Here is a 16,148-nt window from a genome sequence, read left to right as displayed (position 1 = left end):
CTCAGGCGGCGCGCCGGCCTTCACAGTGTTCTGCTTCTACCTCGGCCTTGGAAGTTGCGTCTTGCTTGTCCTGCGTGATCAGGCGGTTTTCCGCCCGCCCCATTGTCCAGTTCTTGCCGAGACGGACCTTGCTGTTGGGCGCACACCAGATCTCGCCCGACTCATCGAGCGCCGTGACCCAGATGAGATTGTGCTCCTGGCCATAGTCGATCATCCCGATCGCATAGCCATCGCCCTTGCCCAGCACGTGCAAGGGAATTGTCGGATTGAGTTGCGTAAACACGGTTGTCTTCCTGCAGTGCGCCGTCGGGCGCCAACTTGATGCAGGTTAAATCCGCGAAACGGGAAACGGGTTCCTCACTCGCCCTTTGAGGCAGCCTCAAGCGCCGCGATGCGGGCCTTGAGCGCTTCCACTTCCTCACGCGCGGAAGCAGCCAGTTCCTTGACCGCGTCGAATTCCTCGCGGCTGACGAAATCGAGGCCTCCGAAGATTTCCTTGGCCTTCTCGCGCGCGTTTTCGCCCGCCTCGCGGCCCATGCCCGCAATCGTTCCCGCCGCGCTGTTCAGCAGCTTGACGAAGTCGGCGATCATCGGGTTTTCACTCTGCATGGGCTTGGGTCCTGGCTGGCATTCGGTTCCCGCTATGTGGGCCGCCATCATGCCTTGCGCAAGTGGCCGGACAGGTCAGATTTCGACGCGCTCGGTCGTCACGGTGCCGAATGCGCCATCGGCATCGGGGTTCAACCGGCCGAACTCGAACGTCAGCACCGAAGCGAAGCAGACCCACGCGAGATATGGCAGCAGCAGCATGCCCGCGACCGGGCGCACGCGCCAGAACAGCACCACCGTCAAGACGATCGCCACGGCCATGGCAACGGTGATCCAGAACGCCACCGTGATCTGATGCAACGCGAAGAACGTAGGCGACCAGGCGAGGTTGATGAGAAGCTGGACCACGAACATCGCGACGGCAATGCCACGACCCGCCGCGCCGCGTGCCGAGAGAACCATCGCCAGCGCCAGCCCCATCAGAACATAAAGGACGGTCCAGACGATTCCGAAGGCAGCCGGCGGTGGATAGATCGACGGCTTGACCAGCGCATCGAACCACGGGTTGCCAGGGCCGCTGCCCGCAGCTTGTCCGGACAGAAACCCGAGAGCGACGACAAGGGGAATGGTGAACAGCGACCAGCGCAGAAGACTGGCGCGAAGCTGTCCCGAAGAGGCAAGATAGTTCATGGCACCCGCAAGCAACTGCGCAAAACGCGCGATTCGCCGGGGATATTGGCGAGGGGTTGCCTGCTCTGCAATCGGAAGTCGTCCCGCATTGCATCCCGCGCGGAGACACAATCCGGGGAAAACTCAGCCACGCAGCGCGGAAACCAGAAATTCGACGTTGCCTTCGGGCCCGGTGATCGGGCTCGGGACGATGCCCTGAACCTCCCAGCCTTCGCCTTCCAGCCAATCGCGCACCTCGCCGCAGACGCGTTCGTGAAGCGCGGGATCACGCACCACGCCGCCCTTGCCGACTTCGGCCTTGCCCACTTCGAACTGCGGCTTGATCAGCGCGACGAGGCGGGTCGGTCTCGTCGCCAGGGAGAGCGGCACTTCCAGCACCTTGCGCAAGGCAATGAAGCTGGCATCACAGACCACCCAGGTCGCTGGTCGATCGATGTGTCCCGGCGTGAGGATGCGCGCGCTGGTCTGTTCCAGTACGGTGACGCGCGGATCCTGGCGCAGCTTCCAGGCGAGCTGGTTGGTGCCCGAGTCCACGGCAAAGACGTGCTCCGCGCCGCCTTGCAGCAGCACGTCGGTGAAGCCGCCGGTCGAACTGCCGATGTCCATTGCGGTGACGCCCGACGGATCGAGGCCGAAATGCTCGATGGCGTGGGCGAGCTTGATGCCGCCGCGCGAGACCCAGGGGTGATCGCGTCCACGCACATCCAAGGCTGCATCGAGAGCGAGCGCCTGCCCGGCCTTGGCGATCCTGGTCTCGCCCGAGTAGACCAGCCCGGCAAGGATCAGGGCCTGCGCGCGCGCGCGGCTTTCGACCAAGCCCCGTTCGACGAGCAACTGGTCCACGCGAAGCTTGGATGCGCCGGGCTGTTTGGGGGGGCGGGTTGAGGTCACGGCGCGTTCCTTCCATAACTGCACCATGAAGATCAACCATGCACACCGCCCCCGCCTCGTTTTATCCGGTGCGCTGGCTTTCGTCCTGCCATTGGCCCTTTCCGCCTGCGCCGCGCCGACGGTGGTCCCGCAAGCCGCGCCGCCGCCGGCCCCTAGGCCAACCCAGGCACCGCCCCCGCCGCCACCTGCGCAGACTTTCAAGGACTGGCGCGATGCGCCACAGACCGTGGGCAACTGGCGCTATGAGCCGGGGGTCGCCCGTTTCGGCCCGGGCGACGCCACACTGTTCGCCATGGCCTGCAACCGCGCCGCAGGAACGATGAGCCTGATCCGCACCGGCACTTCCACCGTGCCGCTGCCGATGACGGTGGCAACCACCAGCGATATCCGCCCGCTTTCGGCCGATCCGGCGCCGCAGGGCCAGCCGCAACTGGTGGCAACGCTGCCCTCACGCGATCCGCTGCTGGATTCCATGGCGTTCAGCCGCGGTCGCTTTGCCATCGAGGTGAACGGCTTGCCGACGCTCTACCTGCCAGCCTGGGCCGAAGTGGGGCGGGTGATCGAGGATTGCCGGAAATAACGCGATCCGCCTGCATGGCCGCCTGCATGGCCAGTTGCCTATCCGGTTGCAGGGGTGACCATACTGCAGGCGCGAAACGGAGATTGTGACGACAATTTTTTTTCGATCAAGTCTTGTTGTTTTGCCATGGATGAATCACATTCAGAACAAGGCCGGTGAGAATACAAACTCCCGGTCCAGCAGGCCCGACAGCCTGTGACTTTGGCTCAACAGCGCGAAAGGAGGTGATCCGATGTCTCATGGTTCAGCAGAGAGGTCGGTACAGTCCCGCGCGAGGCATTATCGCTGAGTTTCGATTAAGCGATAAAGGCTTCGTGGGCGGCACTTCCGGCCGCTGACCATGCGAAGGGCCGCTCGGATTGACCGACGCGGCCCTTCACATTTATTACATTCCCCTTGCCTTTCGCGCAATAATAGTTCACGGCGCTGCTTCCTCGATTCTAGCGCAAGGACTGCCCCATGGCGACGCTCGCCGACAACAGCCTCACTTTCACCAAGCATCCGCACCCGGCTCCGGTTGCTGCGGACGTGCGGGCGCAAGTGCTGGCGAACCCCGGCTTCGGCACCGCCTTCACCGATCACATGGTCGAGATCGACTACGCCGAGGGGACCGGCTGGCACGACGCTCGCGTCGTTCCCTATGGCCCCATCGCGCTCGATCCTGCGGCTGCAGTGCTGCATTATGCGCAGGAAATCTTCGAAGGGCTGAAGGCCTATCGCCTGGCCGACGGCGGCATCGCCCTGTTCCGTCCGGAAGCCAATGCGCAGCGCTTCAATGCGTCTGCGCGCCGCCTCGCCATGCCCGAACTGCCGGAAGAGCTGTTCGTCGATGCCGTGCGCCAGCAGGTGCTGGCCGACAAGGACTGGTTCCCTACTGTGGAGGGCGGCTCGATGTACCTGCGCCCGTTCATGTTCGCCAGCGAGGCGTTCCTGGGCGTGCGGCCTGCGAAGCAGTACAAGTTCATGGTCATCGCCAGCCCGGCCGGCAGCTACTTCAAGTCGGGCGCGCCGGCGGTTTCAATCTGGGTTTCGGACTATACGCGTGCTGCCCCCGGCGGCACCGGCGCGGCCAAGTGCGGCGGCAACTATGCCGCCAGCCTCGTGCCCACCGCCGAAGCCTTCTCGCGCGGGCACGATCAGGTCCTGTTCCTCGATGCAGCTGAACACAAGTGGGTTGAGGAACTGGGCGGCATGAACCTGTTCTTCGTGTTCGATGACGGTTCGATCCTGACGCCTGAACTGACCGGCACGATCCTGCCCGGCATCACCCGTTCGAGCCTGCTCAAGCTTGCCGCCGAAGAGGGCCTGACCGTGCGCGAGGGCCGCTACAGCCTTGACCAGTGGAAGGCAGACGCGGCTTCGGGCAAGCTGATCGAGACGTTCGCCTGCGGAACCGCGGCGGTTGTCACGCCAGTCGGCAAGGTCGCCAGCCACGAGGGCGAGTTCACGATCGGTTCGGGCGGTCCCGGCCAGCTGACGCAGAAGCTGCGCGCCAGGCTCGTCGGCATCCAGCGCGGGGAGATTGCCGATACCCATGGCTGGGTGACGCGGATCGCCTGATAGCGAGACCTGAGAAAACGAAAAGGCCCGCCGATCCATGTGGAACGGCGGGCCTTTTTCATTGCGTCTGCCTCAGAAGTCGAACTGCGCCCGCATGCCGATGACGTCGGCGTTGTAATTGCGATCCGCACCTGCAGCGACCGCGGCATCCTTTAGCCAGAGATGGCCGTAGTCGACAATGAAGCGCACGTAGTCCGTCGGCACCCACAGCAAGGAGGCACCGACGAGCTGCTGGCGGCCGCCCAGCACGCCCCCACCAGCACCATCGACGTCGTTGAGGTCGAGCCAGTCATAGCGGGCGTTGACCTGCACCGCGCCAATGCCGCCCTTGTCTACACCGTTCTTCGGCTTGATCCGGGTCCAGGTGCCCTCGCTTGCCTTGTAGGGAAGCGTATCCCCCTTGGTCAGGAACACGCCCGCTTCGACATAGCCGCCGTTGAAGGTGGGGTCGGCAATCCCTGCCGGACGGTTGACCTTCATCCACTGCGATTCAGCAGTGAAATGCACCGGACCGCCGGTCCAGCCCAGTTCCACGCCGTAATTCGTTTCCGACAGCGCGCTGATCGCCTTGGTATCGACGAAGCGGATGTCGGTGGTGTGGGTGAACGGGCGCGCGCGATAACGCACGGTGGCGCTGCTGTCGTTGAGGTCGTGGTAGTGCGCCGAGCCGCCGATGTGCGCCTGGCCGCCGAACAGCCTGGGCTGCAAGGCAAAGCGGCTGTCGATGGAATAGCTGTTGTCGGTATCGGCGTTGAGGTCGGTGACGTTGTCGGAGAACACGCCGACTTGCGCCAGGACCATGCCCTTCTGGTACTGTGCAGAAAGGCCGAGGCGGCGCTCGAAACCGAAGGCGGTGTTGAACGCGGCGCGCTCCATGAAGCTGGTGAACAGGTCGGACTCGGTGTCCTCCATCGATTCGAACGGTTTGTGCTGGCCGATCGTGAGCGTAAGGTTCCTGATACCGGTATAGGTGAGGTAGACGTCGGTCGGATCGACACTGCTGTTGGCGATGTCCGCCTCGATACGGTAGCCGAAGTTGCCGGGAATGGTGCCGTCGAAGCCCAGGTAGGCGCGGCGGAATTCCATGGCGAGGCCAAGGCTCTTGCTGCCTATGGACGACGGCGCGGAGACCGAGGCGGTGTCAATCTGCAGGCGGCCGCGCGGCTTGAAGCTCCACTTGCCGGCCTTGGGGTTCTTCGGGTCCACCGGGGCTTCAATCTTCGGCCCACCATCCCAGCTGATCGCGACTGGCGGCTTGCCCGAAGCGGTCGGCGCAGGGATTGCGGCGACGGCAGTGGCGGTCGCGTCGCTCTTGGCCCTGGCTTCGGCGAGCTGGCCCTGCAAGGTCTGGATCTGCGCCTGCATCGCGGCCATTGCATCCATCTGGCTCTGCATCTGCGCCTGCATCTGCTGAAGCTGGGCCTGCATGGCGGCAATATCCGCGTTCGAGGACGCGGCCTCAGCCGGGACAGCCCAGCCAGCGGCGCAGGCAAGAGCGGTGATCGAGACGCGCGTTGCAAACTTCATGACGAATCCTTGAGCCTACCGGTTTGCGGCCAAATATGTCTGTAGTGTTACATTTTGTTGACGGTGGTTTTGCCGATTTGTCGCAAATGCTGCGGCAACGCCTCGCCCGTTGCGTTCCGGCCCTCGCCGTGGCATCGCTGATGCCTGCGTTAATCGCCCGGTTAGGGCGCTCCGGAGAGACCCAAGCATGAGCATTTCGTTCGAAGGCCGCGTCGCGATCGTTACCGGAGCAGGCGGTGGCCTTGGCCGCGCCTATGCCCTCGAACTCGCCCGACGCGGGGCGAAGGTTGTGGTCAACGACCTTGGCGGATCGCGCGATGGCACGGGCCATTCGGACGCAGCGCTCAAGGTCGTCGAGGAAATCGAGGCCATGGGCGGCGAGGCCATGTCTAACGGCGGCTCGGTCAGCGAATACGAGCAGATGGTCGAGATGGTCGCCAAGGCCAAGGAACGCTGGGGCGGCGTCCACGTGCTGATCAACAACGCCGGCATCCTGCGCGACAAGAGCTTCACCAAGATGGACCCGGCCGATTTCGAGATGGTCGTGCGCGTCCACCTGATCGGCTCGGCCTTCGCCACCAAGGCCTGCTGGGACCTGATGCGCGAACAGAACTACGGCCGCATCCTGATGACGGCATCGTCCACCGGACTGTTCGGCAACTTCGGGCAGGCCAACTATGGCGCGGCCAAGCTCGGCCTCGCCGGGCTGACCAAGACGCTCTATCTTGAAGGCGCGAAGAACAACATCAAGGTCAACACGCTGGCCCCGGTTGCCGCCACGCGCATGACCGAGGACATTTTCCCCGAGGAAGCCTTCAAGCTGTTCGGCCCGGAAAACGTCGTGCCCGCCGCGCTCTTCCTCGTCTCGGAAGACGCCCCCACCAACGCCATCGTCGGCGCCGGTGGCGGCGCATACCACGGCGCATGGGTCACCATGAACAAGGGCGTCCTGCTGGCACCGAACGAGCGCACCGTCGAAGGCTTCGCAGCCAACTGGGACAAGATCAACGACCGCACCGGCGACTTCGCCCCGCAATCAGGCGCGGAACAGAGCCAGGTTATCATCGGGCAGTTGCAGGCGGCGATGAAGGGGTAACTGTCCGCTTTAAAACCACGTCGTCCCGGACTTGATCCGGGACCCCGCTGCCTTTTGCGGCCTCGGTGAAAACGCAGCTTGCGGCAAGAAAAGTGGGGTCCCGGATCAGGTCCGGGACGGTCAGGAGTGATCAGTCAAACTACTCGCAGCACCACGACGATCCCGCCCTGCGGAACCTCACACCCGGCGAGCACACGCACCGCATCAGCCCGTGCGCGTGACAGGACTTCCGGCGCAACGCCTGCATCATGCACCACCACGTCCGCCTGCCCAAGCAGCCGCGCGGCGCGAAGGGTAAGGTCTTCGGGGTCGTTCGAGGTCAGGGTGATTTCGAAGCGCCCGGACTGCCCTTCCGCGCCAGAGGCCAGCCAGTCTGCAACCTTCGTCTCGCTGCCTGCGCGGAACAGGTCGAGTTCCCCGCCCTCGTCCAGCGCCGCATCGAGGGCACGGCGGCGGTCGGCGACCGAGGACCAGCGCTTGCGCATCCCCTCGCGCGCCTCTTCCAGCGCGCGGGCCAGCGCGCCAAGCCCTTGCGGCAACAGGCGCTCCAGCCGCAGGCGCAGGATCTTGGCGAGGCCTGCCGAGGCCCCGCCCGTGCCCACCGCGATCAGCACCGGGTCACGGTCGAGGATCGAGGGCGTGGTGAAATCGCACAGTTCGGGCCGGTCGACCACGTTCACCAGCAGGCCGGCACAGCGCAGCCGGATCGCATCGCCCTGCGCCATGTCGGGATTGTCGTGCGCGATGAAGGCGAGGCGCGCGCCGTCGTCGATCCCGGCGTTGATATCGCGGTAGATCACTCCGCCCGCGCGCTCGATCAGGCGCTGCTTGGCCGCGGCGGCATCTCCCTCGCCCAGCAGGATCACCGGCTGGCCCGCGATGCGGTGGAAGAGGGGGAGCGAATGCATCTTACTTGAGGAAGTCCGGCACGCGCTCTGCCGCCAGGATCGTCGCGGGAGCGATGCGATCAGCCACCACGGCCCACTTGTCGCCATCGACCATGACTTCGGGCACCAAGGGCCGCGAATTGTAGGTGTTGGCCATCGTCGCGCCATAGGCCCCGGCGGTGCGGAACACGGCAAGGTCACCACGCCCAACCTTGTCGATGGTGCGAGCCATGGCGAAGGTGTCCGAGCTTTCGCAGATCGGGCCGACGATGTTGGCGGTGAAGGTCTCGCCCTTCGGCTCCACCGCGGCGAAATCGTGCCAGGCATCGTAGAGCGCCGGGCGCGCCAGATCGTTCATTGCGGCGTCGACGACGACCCAGGGGTGCCCCACGCCTTCCTTCACGCGGATCACTTCCGTCACCAGCACGCCGGTGTTGCCGGTGATGACGCGGCCCGGTTCGAACATCAGGGTCACGCCCCAGTTGCCGGTCACCCGCGCGACCATCGCCGCATATTCGGCGGGCTGCGGGAACACCTCGCCCGTCTTGTAGGGCACACCGATGCCGCCGCCCAAGTCCATGTGCGTGACGCTATGGCCAGCAGCGCGGATCTCTTCCATCAGCGCGCCGACCTTGTTGAAGGCGGCTTCCAGCGGCTCGAGCCTGGAAAGCTGGCTGCCGATGTGCAGCGTGAGGCCGCGCATGTTCAGGCCCGGCGTATTGGCCAGTCGGCCATAGATTGCCGCAGCACGATCGAACGGCACGCCGAACTTGTTCTCGGCCTTGCCGGTGGAAATCTTACCGTGCGTCCCGGCGTCAACGTCAGGATTCACGCGCAGCGCGGCAGAAGCGACCTTGCCCATCGACGCGGCGATTTCCGCAAGCTCCAGCCCTTCTTCCTCGCTTTCGAGGTTGAACTGGCCGATCCCGGCTTCGATGCCACGGCGCATTTCGGCCGCGGTCTTGCCCACGCCCGAGAACACGATGCCATCGGGCGCCATGCCTGCCGCCAGCGCGCGTTCCATCTCGCCTCCCGAGACGACATCGGCGCCGTAGCCTTCGGCAGCCAGGACCTTGAGCACGGCGAGGTTGGGGTTGGACTTGACCGCGAAGGCGATCTTCACGTCGCGCAGCACGCCAAGGGCATCGCGGAACACGCGGGCGTGGCGGGTCAGCGTCGCGCGCGAATAGACATAGACGGGCGTGCCGACTTCCGCTGCGATCACCGGCAGGGGCACGTTCTCGGCGCAGAGCACGCCGTTGTTCAGTTCAAAATGGTCCATCGGAAATTCTCAGTCTTCGGGAGGCAGGTCGAAAGGATCGTCTTCGCGATCCTGCGAGCGGCGACGCGGCTCGACGTTGCGCGCAGGGGCTGCCTGCGCGGGGGTTTTGAGCAGATCGTCCGCGCCCGGCTGGACCTCGCGGCCATAGGGGATCGGCGGCGGCGTCTGGTCTGGCGCCAGCTTCAGCTCGGCCTTGTTGCCGCAGCCTGCCAGAGCGAGGGCGCCAAGGGTGCCGAGCAAAATGGTGCGCGAAAGCTTCAAGCCTGTTCCTCCAGCCCCAGCGCGACGCGCGCCTGGGCCACGCGCTTCCTTACCTCGTCCGGCGCGGTTCCGCCATGGCTGCAACGCGCCGCCACGCTCGCCTCGACCGAAAGCGCGGCGTAGACGCGATCGTCGATGCGCTGGTCAATGGCCTTGAGGTCCTCGATCGAGAGCTGATCGAGCGCGATACCGCGCGATTCGGCCAGTTTCACGGCGCTGCCGGTGATGTGATGCGCCTCGCGGAACGGGATGTTCGCCTGCCGCACCAGCCAGTCGGCAAGGTCGGTCGCCGTGGCATAGCCGAGTTCGGCGGCGGCGCGCATGCGGTCGGTGCGGAACTTGGCTTCGGCCACCATACCGGTCATCGCGGCGATCGACAGGGCGAGCAGGCTTGCGGCTTCGAACACCGGCGGCTTGTCGTCCTGCATGTCCTTCGAATAGGCCAGCGGCAGGCCCTTCATCGTGATCATCAGGGCGGTCAGGCAACCGACGATCCGTCCGGAATGCCCGCGCACCAGTTCGGCGGCATCGGGGTTCTTCTTCTGCGGCATGATCGAACTGCCGGTCGACAGGCTGTCGGGCAGCGTCACGAAGCCGAAGGGCTGGCTTGCCCAGATGATGAACTCCTCGGCCAGCCGCGAAAGGTGCAGCGAGCACTGCGCCGCCGCCATCAGGTAATCGAGCGCGAAATCGCGGTCTGACACCGAATCGAGGCTGTTGTCGGTTGGCCCGTCAAAGCCCAGCGCCTCGGCGGTACGGAAGCGGTCGATCGGAAAGCCGGTTCCGGCAAGTGCCGCCGAACCCAGCGGGCTGCGGTTCATGCGGCTGCGCGCATCGGCAAAGCGCGAACGATCCCGCCCGATCATCTCGTAATAGGCCATCAGGTGATGGCCAAGCGTGACAGGCTGCGCGGTCTGCAGGTGGGTGAAGCCGGGCATGATCGATGCGGCGTGTTCGCCTGCGCGGCTCACCAGCGCCACCTGCAACTGCTTGAGGCCAAGCTGGGCCTGGTCCATCGCATCGCGCACCCACAGGCGGAAATCCGTCGCCACCTGGTCGTTGCGGCTGCGCGCGGTGTGGAGGCGCCCTGCCGCCGGGCCGATCAGTTCGGCAAGGCGGCTCTCGGTGGTCATGTGGATGTCTTCGAGGTCCCAGTTTTCGGGCACCCCGTTGGCCTCATACTCCGCCGCGACCTGATCCAGCCCTTGCGCGATCAGCGCAGCATCCTCGGCCGAGACGATTCCCTGCGCACCCAGCATGTCCACATGGGCCTTTGACGCGGCGATGTCTTGCCGCCACAGCGCCTTGTCGAAGGGAATCGAGGCGTTAATCTCGCGCATGATCGCCGAGGGACCGCCTGCGAAGCGCCCGCCCCACATCTGGTTGGAGCCTGATTTGTCGCCCATGTCCGTCTATTCGCCCAAAGTGCTGTTGCTCGTGGCGGCCCTTGCCGTTGCGGGGTGCGATAGGCAAGCGCCGAGCGACTCGCAACCGCAGAGCAGCGCGGCACCTACGGAATCTGTCGCCAAGGGCGAATTCAATGGCACGCTCGACATCGCCAATCGCGGCAAGGACATGCCCGACTTCACCGTGACCGATCCGTCGGGCAAGACGCTCAAGTTGCGCGATCTCAAGGGCAAGCCGGTGCTGGTCAACCTCTGGGCGACATGGTGCGGGCCATGCGTCCTCGAGATGCCGATGCTCGACAAGCTGGCAGCGGACAACGCGGGCAAGCTCCGCGTCCTCACTGTATCGCAGGACATCGAAGGAGGGGCGAAGGTCGCACCGTTCTATGCCGAGAAGAAGTTCGCCAAGCTGGAACCCTGGCTCGACACCGAGAACAACCTCGGCTTCTTCTACGAGACGGGCATGCTGCCGACGACGGTGCTCTACGACCGGGATGGCAAGGAAGTCTGGCGCATGATCGGCGCGCATGATTGGTCAGGTCCAAGGACCGCCGCGATGCTCGCGGAGACCCTCGAGAAGTAGGGCGTTCGCTCCCGCGAGTTGGCCTTCTGCTTCGGAGAGTTGGGGGAGACTTGCCCTGAAGTTCAGGAGAGTTGGAAACGGAATGGTTTGACATTCGCTCACGTGCCACTAGAGCGGCCGGCGGGCCACGCGGTCCCAACGCCGCGCGTGCTCTCTGCAAGGAGAGACTACAATGTCTGCTACGATTCCGGCTCGCAAGCCTGCGCGCCCCTTCTTCTCGTCCGGTCCCTGCGCAAAGCCGCCCGGATACTCCCCCGAAAAGCTCAGCACCGAATCGCTCGGCCGTTCACACCGCGCCAAGATCGGCAAGACGCGCCTGCAGTATTGCATCGACCTGATGCGCGAAGTGCTGCAGCTGCCCGATACGCACCGCATCGGCATCGTTCCGGGGTCTGACACCGGCGCTTTCGAAATGGCGATGTGGACGATGCTGGGCGCCCGCCCCGTCACCACGCTGGCATGGGAATCATTCGGTGAAGGTTGGGTCACCGATGCCGCCAAGCAGCTCAAGCTCGATCCCACGATCCTGCGCGCCGACTATGGCCAGATCCCCGATCTGAACGCGATCGACTGGTCGAACGACGTGCTGTTCACCTGGAACGGCACCACCTCGGGCGTGCGCGTGCCGAACGCCGATTTCATCCCGGAAACCCGCGAAGGCCTCTCGTTCGCCGACGCGACTTCGGCTGTCTTTGCCTACGACATCGACTGGTCGAAGATCGACGTTGCCACCTTCTCCTGGCAGAAGGTCCTTGGCGGCGAAGGCGGCCACGGCGTGCTGATCCTGGGGCCCCGCGCGGTCGAACGGCTCGAAACCTACACCCCTGCATGGCCGCTGCCCAAGGTGTTCCGCCTTGTTTCAAAGGGCAAGCTGGCCGAGGGCGTGTTCAAGGGCGAGACCATCAACACCCCCTCGATGCTTGCTGTCGAAGACGCGATCTTCGCGCTCGAATGGGCGAAGGGTCTGGGTGGGCTGAAGGGCCTCCAGGCGCGCAGCGATGCCAATGCGGCAGCGCTCAACAAGATCGTCGAAGAGCGTTCGTGGCTCTCGCACCTGGCCGCTGACGAAGCGACCCGGTCGAAGACCTCGGTCTGCCTCTCGGTCGAAGGCGCGGACGCAGACTTCATCAAGAAGTTCGCAGGCCTGCTCGAAAAGCAGGGCGCGGCCTACGACATCGCCGGTTACCGCGATGCCCCGGCGGGCCTGCGCATCTGGTGCGGCGCGACCGTCAACGCCGAGGACATCGCCGATCTCGGCCCATGGCTCGACTGGGCCTACGAGACGACCAAGGCCGAACTGGCCGCGGCCTGATCAAGGTTTGGCGCTGCCGCAGGGTAGCGCCAGTACCTCCCCGTTCTTCCCGTCGTCACCCTGAACTTGTTTCAGGGTCCATTTCTCCCCCTCAACCGACTTCTCTGGCCGAGGGATGGATGCTGAAACGAGTTCAGCATGACGGTGTCTCATTCTGATGGATTGGATCGAAACATGACCAAGCCCAAGGTTCTCATTTCCGACAAGATGGATCCCAACGCCGCCCGCATCTTCACCGAGATGGGCTGCGACGTCGACGTGATCACCGGCGAAACCCCGGAACAGCTGATCGCCCGCATCGGCGAATACGATGGCCTCGCCATCCGTTCCTCGACCAAGGTGACCAAGGCGATCCTTGATGCCGCCACCAACCTCAAGGTCATCGGCCGCGCCGGCATCGGCGTCGACAACGTCGACATCCCCTACGCCTCCTCGAAGGGCGTGGTGGTGATGAACACCCCGTTCGGCAACTCGATCACCACCGCCGAACACGCCATCGCGATGATGTTTGCGCTCGCCCGCCAGATCCCGGAAGCCAACGCCCAGACCCAGGCGGGCCTGTGGCCGAAGAACGGCTTCATGGGCGTTGAAGTCACCGGCAAGACATTGGGCCTGATCGGCGCTGGCAACATCGGCTCGATCGTTGCCAGCCGCGCGCTTGGCCTCAAGATGAAGGTCGTCGCCTTCGACCCCTTCCTGACGCCCGAGCGCGCCGTGGAAATGGGCGTCGAAAAGGCCGACCTCGACACGCTGCTGGCCAAGGCGGACTTCATCACGCTGCACACGCCGCTGACCGACCAGACCCGCAACATCCTTTCGGCCGAGAACATCGCCAAGTGCAAGAAGGGCGTGCGCATCGTGAACTGCGCGCGTGGCGGCCTGATCGATGAAGCAGCGTTGAAGGCTGCGCTGGATTCGGGCCAGGTGGCAGGCGCCGCGCTCGACGTGTTCGAGACCGAACCCGCCAAGGAATCGCCGCTGTTCGGAACCCCGAACTTCATCTGCACCCCGCACCTCGGCGCGAGCACGACCGAAGCGCAGGTCAACGTCGCCCTTCAGGTGGCCGAGCAGATGGCCGATTTCCTCGTGACGGGCGGCGTCACCAACGCGCTCAACATGCCCTCGCTCTCGGCCGAGGAAGCGCCGAAGCTCAAGCCCTACATGGCGCTGGCGGAAAAGCTGGGCAAGCTGGTCGGCCAGCTCGCGCACGACAACCTGACCAAGATCGCCATCGAGGTTGAAGGCGCCGCCGCGCAGCTCAACCAGAAGCCAATCACCGCTGCGGTGCTTGCCGGCCTGATGAGCCAGTATTCGCAGAGCGTGAACATGGTCAACGCGCCGTTCCTCGCCAAGGAGCGCGGGCTTGACGTGCGCGAAGTGCGCCATGATCGCGAAGGCGAATACCGCACCCTGGTGCGCGTCACCGTCAGCACCTCGCAGGGCGAGCGTTCGGTTGCAGGCACGCTGTTCGGCAACGGCCAGCCGCGCCTGGTCGAGATCTTCGGCATCGGCATCGAAGCCGATCTCGATGGCGACATGCTCTACATCGTCAACTCCGACGCACCGGGCTTCATCGGCCGCATCGGCACGCTGCTCGGCCAGTCGAACATCAACATCGGCACCTTCCACCTCGGCCGTCGCGAAGCCGGTGGCGAAGCCGTGCTGCTGCTCTCGCTTGACAGCCCGGTCCCGCAGGACGTGCTCAAGCAGGCCTGCGACATCGAAGGCGTACGCGTGGTCAAGGCCCTGAACTTCGTCTGATCCAGCGTCAGCGTGAAATCGAGGGGCGGGTGCAGCGATGCGCCCGCCCTTTGCTTTTGGCTACCTAGCCGCTAAGCGCCGCAACCATGACCGACGTCGATTCCAGCTTGCTGCCCGAGGGGCTTGAGGACCGCCTGCCTGCCGAGGCGGCGACCACCACGCGCGTGATGCGCAGCATTCAGGACGTCATGCACGGCCACGGCTATGACCGCGTGCTGCCGCCGATGATCGAGTTCGAGAAGAGCCTCGCCGCGCGCATGGCGGGAATTCAGTCACGTCGCATGTTCCGCTTCACTGATCCGTCGAGCTTGCGAATGATGGGCCTGCGGTCTGACCACACCCCGCAGATCGGCCGCATCGCGCAGACGCGGCTGGCCGAAGCGGCGCGGCCATTGCGGCTGATGTATGCAGGGCAAGTGCTGACCATCAAGAGCGACGGACTGAACCCCGCGCGGGAGAAGCTGCAGTGCGGCGCCGAACTCGTCGGCGCGGACAATCTGGCGGCGGCGACCGAGATCGTCTCCATCGCCGTCGAGGCTCTACAGGCAGCAGGCGCGCGCGGCGTCAGCGTCGATTTCACCCTGCCCGATCTGGTCGATACGCTCGCCGCCAAGGCCTTCCCGCTTGCGCCCGAACAGATCGAGGCGGTGCGGCGCGAACTCGACACCAAGGATGCGGGCGGCCTGCGCGATGTGGGCGGCGAGGCCTATGTGCCGCTGCTCTACGCCACCGGCGAGTTCGACAGCGCGATCGAGAAGCTTTGCGAGATCGACGCAGGCGGCGCGCTCGCCTCGCGCATCGCGTCGCTCAGGCAGATCGCCGCCAGCCTGAACGGCGCGGCGCGGCTGACGCTCGACCCCAGCGAGCGCCACGGCTTCGAATACCAGACCTGGTTCGGCTTCACCCTCTACGCCGAAGGCGCGCGCGGACCGGTCGGTCGCGGCGGCACCTATCGCATTGCAGGCAATGGCAAGGATGAAGCGGCGACCGGCTTCTCGCTCTACCCCGACGCGCTGATCGATCTGCTCTCGGCGAGCGAAACACCAGAGGACCGCGTGTTCCTGCCGTTGGGGCATGACCGTGCCGAGGCGGCGCGGTTGCGCTCGATCGGTTGGCGCACCGTTGCAGCGCTCAGTGATGCGGACAGTGCGCAGGCGCTGGGGTGCACGCATGTGCTGGGCGCTATAGGGCCAGAGAAGGTTTGAGGTAGCGAACGGCAAGTTTCGCTTCATTCTGCACTGGAAGCGGCCGTTCCGGACCGACGCCATCGCAGACATTGAACCAACTGCGCATCCCTTGCATAAAAGTGGTATGAGCAGCTTTAGCGACACACTTGAACGGGTTCTTGATCCGGATGGGATTTACTGGACTTCTGCGGATGAGGAAAGCCTAAGCCCGTCCGTCGAACGAACCGTTCAATTGAGGATTGATGTTCCTCCACAGCATGTCGCGGCTGCGGTCGAGGCAATGGAAAGGGATGGTTGGACTTTTACCGAACAGCCGGATGAACCATCAGATCCGCAACAGCGTCTCTTTTTCCAAAGGAGTCAAAATCTCCTGTCAGAGACGAAAGTTGCAATGCTGACCAACGCGCTGCGGGTAGTTTTCCCAATTGAAGGGGCGCGACTGTGGACGTGGATCATCGTTGAAGATCAGGACAGCGCCTAACCCCGTTCCTGCTATCCAAGCAACAACATCACGACCCCAAAACCCGTCGTCCCGGACTTGATCCGGGACTTGGCTTTTCTTCTTCAGCGCTGGGC

At 64.6% G+C, this 16,148-nt stretch carries 17 protein-coding genes; 8 read left to right on the top strand and 9 right to left on the bottom strand.

The genetic code is table 11. The annotated features are described in order from the left end of the window. Nucleotide 1 precedes the first annotated feature (1 nt). From AX703_RS22845 to AX703_RS22830, 4 genes are all read right to left on the bottom strand, one after another. The gene (locus AX703_RS22845) at nucleotides 2-283 is read right to left on the bottom strand and encodes a hypothetical protein (RefSeq protein WP_062347487.1); all 282 of its coding nucleotides are present in this window, start codon (nucleotides 281-283) and stop codon (nucleotides 2-4) included. 74 nt (nucleotides 284-357) lie between these two features. Then, nucleotides 358-609: an accessory factor UbiK family protein gene (locus AX703_RS22840; protein ID WP_039336498.1), complete on the bottom strand. Its 252-nt coding sequence runs from the start codon at nucleotides 607-609 to the stop codon at nucleotides 358-360. A 75-nt stretch (nucleotides 610-684) separates the two neighbouring features. Next, nucleotides 685-1,239 carry a TspO/MBR family protein gene (locus AX703_RS22835; RefSeq protein ID WP_039336402.1) on the bottom strand — a complete coding sequence of 185 codons (555 nt, stop codon included), beginning with the start codon at nucleotides 1,237-1,239 and terminating at the stop codon, nucleotides 685-687. Between the two features lie 123 nt (nucleotides 1,240-1,362). Further along, the gene (locus AX703_RS22830; protein WP_197423808.1) at nucleotides 1,363-2,157 is read right to left on the bottom strand and encodes a TlyA family RNA methyltransferase; all 795 of its coding nucleotides are present in this window, start codon (nucleotides 2,155-2,157) and stop codon (nucleotides 1,363-1,365) included. Here AX703_RS22830 and AX703_RS22825 point away from each other — a divergent pair. Further along, on the top strand, nucleotides 2,156-2,710 hold the full coding sequence (locus tag AX703_RS22825; protein WP_052242578.1) for a hypothetical protein: 555 nt from the start codon (nucleotides 2,156-2,158) through the stop codon (nucleotides 2,708-2,710). The genes AX703_RS22830 and AX703_RS22825 overlap by 2 nt on opposite strands. Nucleotides 2,711-3,169: 459 nt before the next feature. Next, nucleotides 3,170-4,270: a branched-chain amino acid aminotransferase gene (locus AX703_RS22820; protein ID WP_062347485.1), complete on the top strand. Its 1,101-nt coding sequence runs from the start codon at nucleotides 3,170-3,172 to the stop codon at nucleotides 4,268-4,270. A gap of 72 nt (nucleotides 4,271-4,342) precedes the next feature. Here AX703_RS22820 and AX703_RS22815 read toward each other — a convergent pair whose 3' ends face one another. Beyond that, nucleotides 4,343-5,797, bottom strand: coding sequence for an OprO/OprP family phosphate-selective porin (locus tag AX703_RS22815; RefSeq protein ID WP_082734765.1), 1,455 nt, complete (start codon nucleotides 5,795-5,797; stop codon nucleotides 4,343-4,345). Between the two features lie 187 nt (nucleotides 5,798-5,984). Here AX703_RS22815 and AX703_RS22810 point away from each other — a divergent pair, with 187 nt between their 5' ends. Beyond that, nucleotides 5,985-6,893, top strand: a complete 909-nt coding sequence (locus tag AX703_RS22810) for an SDR family NAD(P)-dependent oxidoreductase (protein WP_039336397.1) — start codon at nucleotides 5,985-5,987, stop codon at nucleotides 6,891-6,893. Nucleotides 6,894-7,027: 134 nt separating this feature from the next. Here the strand turns inward: AX703_RS22810 and AX703_RS22805 are convergent, their stop codons facing one another. The 4 genes from AX703_RS22805 to argH are packed head-to-tail and all read right to left on the bottom strand — an operon-like array spanning nucleotide 7,028 to nucleotide 10,702. Next, on the bottom strand, nucleotides 7,028-7,801 hold the full coding sequence (locus AX703_RS22805) for a bifunctional precorrin-2 dehydrogenase/sirohydrochlorin ferrochelatase (RefSeq protein ID WP_062347483.1): 774 nt from the start codon (nucleotides 7,799-7,801) through the stop codon (nucleotides 7,028-7,030). A 1-nt stretch (nucleotide 7,802) separates the two neighbouring features. Beyond that, nucleotides 7,803-9,062 (bottom strand): diaminopimelate decarboxylase, encoded by a 1,260-nt coding sequence (gene lysA / locus AX703_RS22800; RefSeq protein ID WP_062347480.1) that lies wholly within the window; start codon nucleotides 9,060-9,062, stop codon nucleotides 7,803-7,805. Nucleotides 9,063-9,071: 9 nt separating this feature from the next. Further along, the gene (locus tag AX703_RS22795; protein ID WP_039336391.1) at nucleotides 9,072-9,323 is read right to left on the bottom strand and encodes a hypothetical protein; all 252 of its coding nucleotides are present in this window, start codon (nucleotides 9,321-9,323) and stop codon (nucleotides 9,072-9,074) included. After that, on the bottom strand, nucleotides 9,320-10,702 hold the full coding sequence (argH, locus tag AX703_RS22790) for an argininosuccinate lyase (protein WP_062347550.1): 1,383 nt from the start codon (nucleotides 10,700-10,702) through the stop codon (nucleotides 9,320-9,322). The genes AX703_RS22795 and argH overlap by 4 nt, the downstream gene beginning before the upstream one ends. Nucleotides 10,703-10,727: 25 nt before the next feature. Between argH and AX703_RS22785 the strand changes: the two genes are divergently transcribed. The 5 genes from AX703_RS22785 to AX703_RS22765 all read left to right on the top strand — a co-directional run bounded on the left by AX703_RS22785 (nucleotide 10,728) and on the right by AX703_RS22765 (nucleotide 16,053). Further along, on the top strand, nucleotides 10,728-11,312 hold the full coding sequence (locus AX703_RS22785; protein WP_062347479.1) for a TlpA disulfide reductase family protein: 585 nt from the start codon (nucleotides 10,728-10,730) through the stop codon (nucleotides 11,310-11,312). A gap of 172 nt (nucleotides 11,313-11,484) precedes the next feature. Beyond that, nucleotides 11,485-12,624 (top strand): phosphoserine transaminase, encoded by a 1,140-nt coding sequence (locus AX703_RS22780; RefSeq protein WP_062347477.1) that lies wholly within the window; start codon nucleotides 11,485-11,487, stop codon nucleotides 12,622-12,624. 174 nt (nucleotides 12,625-12,798) lie between these two features. After that, complete coding sequence (serA, locus tag AX703_RS22775; RefSeq protein WP_062347475.1) at nucleotides 12,799-14,385, top strand: phosphoglycerate dehydrogenase; 1,587 nt, start codon at nucleotides 12,799-12,801, stop codon at nucleotides 14,383-14,385. Nucleotides 14,386-14,471: 86 nt separating this feature from the next. Beyond that, the gene (locus AX703_RS22770) at nucleotides 14,472-15,590 is read left to right on the top strand and encodes an ATP phosphoribosyltransferase regulatory subunit (RefSeq protein ID WP_062347473.1); all 1,119 of its coding nucleotides are present in this window, start codon (nucleotides 14,472-14,474) and stop codon (nucleotides 15,588-15,590) included. A 106-nt stretch (nucleotides 15,591-15,696) separates the two neighbouring features. Next, nucleotides 15,697-16,053 (top strand): hypothetical protein, encoded by a 357-nt coding sequence (locus AX703_RS22765; RefSeq protein ID WP_039336380.1) that lies wholly within the window; start codon nucleotides 15,697-15,699, stop codon nucleotides 16,051-16,053. The last annotated feature ends 95 nt before the right edge of the window (nucleotides 16,054-16,148 follow it).

It is taken from the genome of Novosphingobium sp. CCH12-A3 (genome assembly GCF_001556015.1).
Taxonomy (GTDB): Bacteria; Pseudomonadota; Alphaproteobacteria; order Sphingomonadales; family Sphingomonadaceae; genus Novosphingobium; species Novosphingobium subterraneum.
The sequence above is the reverse complement of the archived record's forward strand: the minus strand, read 5'-3'. Positions and strand labels throughout refer to the sequence as shown.